This is a genomic window from Streptomyces sparsus (assembly GCF_054776295.1).
In genome coordinates, this window is sequence record NZ_BAAHCA010000246.1 from 1 (window position 1) to 5,931 (window position 5,931).

Here is a 5,931-nt window from a genome sequence, read left to right on the forward strand (position 1 = left end):
AGGGCGTCCGCGCGGGACGCGGGCACGCCGCCCGGGCCCTGGAGCAGCGCGGTGCGCAACGGTGACATGGAACCTCGTGACCTGGGCTTTTGATGAGCGACGGAACGCTTTCGACGGTACGTTCGACGCCCGACCGGTCACAAGACGCATTCCTTGCGCACCAGGGCCCGCTTTGTTGCGTGCGAAAGACCCGTTCCGGCGATTCGTTGCGCGCTGCCGGCTCGGCGTCCGGGGCCACGCCGGGACGCGCGGACGCCGGGGCCGGCAGGGCGCCGGGGTGTCAGGTCGGTGAGCCCGCGGAGAACCGGCGCAGCAGCGGTGAGAGGACCAGCACCGACTTGGTGCGCTCCACGAAGGGCTCCCCCGCGATGCGCTCCAGCACCCGTTCGAAGTGCCGCATGTCGGAGGCGAAGATCTGGACGATGGCGTCCGCGTCGCCGGTGACGGTCGACGCGGACGCCACCTCCGGGTAGCGGGCGAGGCCGCGGCGGATGTCGCTGGGCGAGGTGTTGTGGCGGCAGTACATCTCGATGTACCCCTCCGTCTCCCAGCCCAGCGCCGCCGGGTCGACCCGCACGGTGAAGCCGGTGATCGCGCCCTCGGCCCGCAGCCGGTCCACCCGGCGTTTCACGGCCGGGGCGGAGAGTCCCACCTCGGCGCCGATGTCGGCGTAGGAGCGGCGGGCGTCCTCGGCGAGGGCGTGGACGATGCGTTCGTCGAGATCGTTCAGGCGCACGGCGGGCTGTTCACTTCTCCGTGGTGGTGTCTGTGGTCGCGTCGGTGGTGCTCGCGCCCCCGGCCCCCGTGGCGCCGGGGGTGAAGGCGGCTTCGGTGGCCAGGCGTGAGTGGTGACGACCGTAGAGGAAGTAGAACACGAGCCCGGCGGCCATCCAGCACACGAAGACCACCCAGGTGACGAGCGGCAGGCTGGTCATCATCCACAGACAGAAGGCGAAACCGAGCGCCGGCAGCAGCGGCGACAGCGGCAGCCGGAACCCGCGCGGCATGTCCGGCCGGGTGCGGCGCAGCACGATCACCGCGACGTTGACGAGGGCGAAGGCGAAGAGCGTGCCGATGCTGGTGGCGTCCGCGAGCTGGCCCAGCGGGACGGCCGATGCCAGGATGCCGCAGAAGGCGGCGACCAGCACGGTGTTGGCGCGCGGGGTTCCGGTACGGGGGTCGACCCGGGAGAACACCTTGGGGACCAGGCCGTCCCTGGACATCGCGAACAGGATCCGGGTCTGGCCGTAGAGCACGGCCAGCACGACACTGGCGATGGCGACGACGGCACCGGCGGCCAGCAGCACCGGCCAGAAGTCCTGGCCGGTGACATCGCGCAGCACACCGGCGAGCGCGGCCTCAGAGCCCTCGAAGGACCGCCACGGCGTGGCGCCGACCGCGACCGCGGCGACCAGGACGTAGAGCACGGTGACGATCAGCAGCGACAGCATGATCGCCCGCGGCAGGTCGCGCTGCGGGTTCTTCGCCTCCTCGCCGGCCGTGGAGGCGGCGTCGAAACCGATGTAGGAGAAGAAAAGCGACGCGCCGGCGGCGCTCACGCCGGCCATGCCGAGCGGCATGAACGGCTCGTAGTTGCCGGCCTTGATGCCGGTGAAGGCCACCGCGCAGAACATCAGCAGCGCGCCGATCTTCACGATCACCATGATGGTGTTGACCCGGGCGCTCTCCCGGGCGCCGCCGAGCAGGAAGCCCATCGCGAACAGGACGACCAGCAGCGCCGGCAGGTTGAAGAGGCCGCCGTCCCCGGGAGGGGCGGAGAGCACCGCGGGCAGCGTCACCCCGATGGTGCCGTCCAGCAGTTCGTTGAGGTACTCGCCCCAGCCGACCGCGACGGCGGCCACCGACACCCCGTACTCCAGGATCAGGCACAGGCCGCAGACCCAGGCGACGAGTTCGCCCATGGTGGCGTAGGAGTACGAGTAGGAGGAGCCGGACGCGGGGATCGTGCCGGCGAGTTCGGCGTAGGACAGCGCGGAGAACAGCGCGGTCAGGCCGGCGATCACGAACGAGACGGTGACGGCGGGCCCCGCTTCGGGAACCGCCTCACCGAGCACCACGAAGATGCCGGTGCCCAGCGTGGCACCGATGCTGATCATGGTGAGCTGCCACATGGTCAGCGAACGCCGCAGCTGCCCGCCACCGCCCTGGCCGGTCTCGGCGACCAGTTGCTCGACGGGCTTGCGCCGCATCAGCCGGGAGAGCCAGCCGACGGGTGGGTGGTGCGGCGCGGGGTGCACTGCGGTGTGGTCCGGCACGGGTGGCTCCTTGCCATGGCTGCGGCTCGCGGCGGTGCCGAGCCCGCCCGCGGGCACGGCAGGCACCCCGGACTGCCGGGAGCGTGGCGCACACCGCTGAGCAGGCGGTTTCCGCCACTCCTGGTACAGCGCACGACTCTACGAGCGTCGCTGCCGGGCGCGTAACGCGCTTTCCTTGCGTGTCGGCGGTGATCCGTTGCGCGATCCGCCGATCCGTGCACCGACGGTGACGCGGGGGTGTGGAGAGCCGTGCCGACCGCCGGAAGCCGCGGTGAGCTGCCCCGGTCATCGGGTGCCACGAACGGGCCTAGCCTCGCTGCTGTGCCGTGAGCACGGTCAGCCGGCGCGGCAGAGTGCGCGGTCGATGAGGTTGCGCAGTGCGTCCTCCTGACGGGCCGCGGTCTGCGGATCGGCGGAGCGGCTGTGCGCGGAAACGGTGATGGTTCGTCGACCGTCCGTCGTCGTCGCTGCCCGGATGACGTACCCGAAGCCGCTCCCTCCATGCCCGAGGTAGCTGCCGCCGCAGGACAGCGGGGCGGAGAACAGGCCCAGGCCGGCTCGGGTGCCTTCCGGGTGACCGCTGCCCTGCGGTACCGGCACGGTGTTCCGCATGGCTGCGAGTTCGGCGGGTCTCAGCAGCTCTCCGCGTGCCAGTGCGGCGAAGAAGCGGTTGAGGTCGCGGGCGGTGCCGGTCATCGAGCCGTCCGCCCCGCTGTCGAAGGGACGGTAGGGGATCGTGGTGTCGACCAGGGGTCCGGCGATGGCGAACTGCTGATAGTTGGCCGTGTGCGGATACGGAAGGAACGGCCAGGTGCCGGGGGTGTCGGTGTGACGCAGCCCGAGCGGACGCAGGATGCGGTCGTGTACCTGCTGTTCCCAGGTGCGGCCCGTGATCTTCTCAATGATCATTCCGGCGAGCACGTAGTTCGTGTTGGAGTACGCCCAACGGGTTCCTGCCGGGAAGGCAGGTTCATGGCGCATGGCCAGGTCGACCAGCTCGCCGGGGCGGTAGGCACGCCATCGGTTGGCGAAGTAGGTCCGGGTGCTGGAGTCGGGGAAGACATCATGGACGTAGTCGGACAGGCCGCTGGTGTGCTGCAGCAGGTCGCGGAGGGTGATGGTCCGGCCGTCGTTTCCAGCGCCGGACACGACCCCGGGTAGCAGTTCCTCCACCGTCTGGTCGAGGGAGACCCGTTCTTCGCCCACCAGTTGCAGCATGACGGTGGCCACGAACGTCTTGGTGGTGCTGCCGAGACGCAGGTAGCCGTCCTTCACAATCGGGCGCCCACTGGCCAGGTCCGTCACCCCGGAGCGGGCCGTGACCACCCCGCGCGGCGATTCCACACGGACCGCTACTCCGGTGACCCCGGTATCCCGCAGTATGTCGGCGTCACGCTGCACGGACCAGGCCGTACCTGAGAGGCGTGGCACGGCCGAAGCAGCAGCGGACGGCAGAGAGGAGACGGTCAGCACCAGCACCGCAGCCAGTAACCAGAACTTGCGAAAGATCATGGCCTGACACTAGGAACAGCAGGTGCGACCGGCCATCCGGCGTGCGCCCTTCTCGAACGGGTGCCAGCCGGATGGACAGCACACCAGGCACTCGCCGCAGGCAGTGCACGCGTACTCCGGAGCAGCAGCGGACGTTCGATGCAGTGGTTGGCTCGACCGCGTGGGGCCGGAAATCCCGTCCGATTCCTCTTGGCCCCCTCGCCGACTTGGCCGCCCTTGCCGACTTTGGCCACCCTTGCCGACGCTCCACGTGCGACCGGGCCTGTCCAGCGCAAGAGGTCAGTCGGGAGCCCGCGAGTCGTTCTGCGGCCAGCCCTGCCCGTCTTTCGCGTGGGGGTAGGACCTGGCCGAGCAGCAAATCAGCCGGACGGACCGGCGGGCTATGGCGGCGAGAGGATCCCGCGCCCACGGCCAGCCCGTCCGCCGGCTTCCCGGAGCCGAGCCGACGCCCCAGCGAGGGCGTCGGCGATCCCGTCAGCTCCAGCTGGCGTGCAGCGGCTTGCCCTCGGCGTAGCCTGCGGCGCTCTGCACGCCGACGACCGCCTTCTCGGCGATCTCGGCGACGGCGCGCTCGGCAGCGTCGGCAGTTGGCGGGTACGGCCAGCCGGACCAGCAGGTGCACTCGACGATCGGACGGAGGCCTCTTCCCTTCGGCTGCCCTCCTCGGACGGACCTCAGGCGGCGCTGATCCGCCCCGCCGCAGCGGGGTGGATCAGAGTACGTGGCGTCAGGCTGTGGCCATCCGCTTGGCGTAGTCGGCCATGCCCGTCCAGTCGAGGGCGACACATGCCTCGTCACCGACCACCCAGGCGTCGTGCCCGGGGTCGACCTCCATGAAGTCCCCGGGACCGTACTCGGCCTCCTGGCCGTCGTCCATGACGATCTTCATTCGGCCGCTGACGCAGTAGCCGGTGTGGGCCGCCTGGCAGCTTTCCGTCCCGGCTATCGACCCGACGTGCTTCGACCACTGCCACCCGGGCTCGAAGACCGCACGGCCAACAGGCCCGTGGTCGGTCTCGATCAGTTCCAGGCGCCCCTTGTGGTCCTCGAAGGGTCGAACCTCGTCGGCCGAGTCGAAATTCCTCTTGACCATGGTCATGATCATCCGCCTCCCGGCAGGATGGTGGAGCAACCCCGAGTCCACCTCTCACGCTACGCCTCGGCTCGCGGCCTGCCCACCCTCGTCGGCCCGGCAGCAGGCATTTCGCAAGGCCTGGGCCAGCGCCCACCCCGGCGCGGTCCGAGAACACGCAGCCGGCCCCGCGCCCTCTCGTGGGCGGCCCTCGGCCTCAGCCGTGCTGAGCGGCGCGAGGGGCGGCAGCGAGGGCGTCGGCGATCCCGTCAGCTCCAGCTGGCGTGCAGCGGCTTGCCCTCGGCGTAGCCCGCGGCGCTCTGCACGCCGACGACCGCCTTCTCGGCGAACTCGGCGAGTGAGCCGGCTCCGGCGTAGGTGCAGGAGGAGCGCACCCCGGCGATGATCGAGTCGATGAGGTCCTCCACGCCGGGGCGGGCCGGGTCGAGGAACATGCGCGAGGTGGAGATGCCCTCCTCGAACAGCGCCTTGCGGGCCCGGTCGTAGGCCGACTCCTCGGCGGTGCGGTTGCGCACGGCACGCGCCGAGGCCATGCCGAAGGACTCCTTGTACAGCCGCCCGTCGGGAGCCTGCTGGAGGTCACCGGGCGACTCGTGGGTGCCGGCGAACCAGGAGCCGACCATCACGTTGGAGGCACCGGCGGCGAGCGCCATGGCGACGTCCCGGGGGTGGCGCACGCCGCCGTCGGCCCAGACGTGCGCGCCGAGCCGACGGGCTTCGGCGGAGCACTCCAGGACGGCGGAGAACTGCGGGCGGCCGACGCCGGTCATCATTCGTGTGGTGCACATGGCGCCCGGGCCGACCCCGACCTTGACGATGTCGGCGCCCGCCTCGACCAGGTCGCGCACGCCCGCGGCGGACACCACGTTGCCGGCGGCCACGGGTACCCGCGGGTCCAGCGCCCGCACGGCCTTCAACGCGTCGAGCATGCCCTCCTGGTGGCCGTGCGCGGTGTCCACCACGAGGGTGTCCGCACCAGCGGCCAGCAGCGACTCGGCCCGCCCGGCGACGTCGCCGTTGATGCCGACGGCGGCGGCGATCCGCAGCCGG

The 5,931-nt window shown here is 71.0% G+C and carries 5 protein-coding genes; all 5 read right to left on the reverse strand.

Features of this window, described 5'->3' with window-relative positions:
- Positions 1-280 precede the first annotated feature (280 nt).
- Positions 281-736, reverse strand: coding sequence for an Lrp/AsnC family transcriptional regulator (locus ACYVE9_RS13405; protein WP_461028046.1), 456 nt, complete (start codon positions 734-736; stop codon positions 281-283).
- Between the two features lie 10 nt (positions 737-746).
- Positions 747-2,276: an amino acid permease gene (locus ACYVE9_RS13410; RefSeq protein ID WP_461028047.1), complete on the reverse strand. Its 1,530-nt coding sequence runs from the start codon at positions 2,274-2,276 to the stop codon at positions 747-749.
- A 336-nt stretch (positions 2,277-2,612) separates the two neighbouring features.
- Positions 2,613-3,788 (reverse strand): serine hydrolase domain-containing protein, encoded by a 1,176-nt coding sequence (locus ACYVE9_RS13415; RefSeq protein ID WP_461028048.1) that lies wholly within the window; start codon positions 3,786-3,788, stop codon positions 2,613-2,615.
- A 727-nt stretch (positions 3,789-4,515) separates the two neighbouring features.
- Positions 4,516-4,881 carry a cupin domain-containing protein gene (locus ACYVE9_RS13420; protein WP_461028049.1) on the reverse strand — a complete coding sequence of 122 codons (366 nt, stop codon included), beginning with the start codon at positions 4,879-4,881 and terminating at the stop codon, positions 4,516-4,518.
- A 248-nt stretch (positions 4,882-5,129) separates the two neighbouring features.
- On the reverse strand, positions 5,130-5,931 hold an 802-nt coding region (locus tag ACYVE9_RS13425), incomplete at its 5' end, for an IMP dehydrogenase (RefSeq protein ID WP_461028050.1).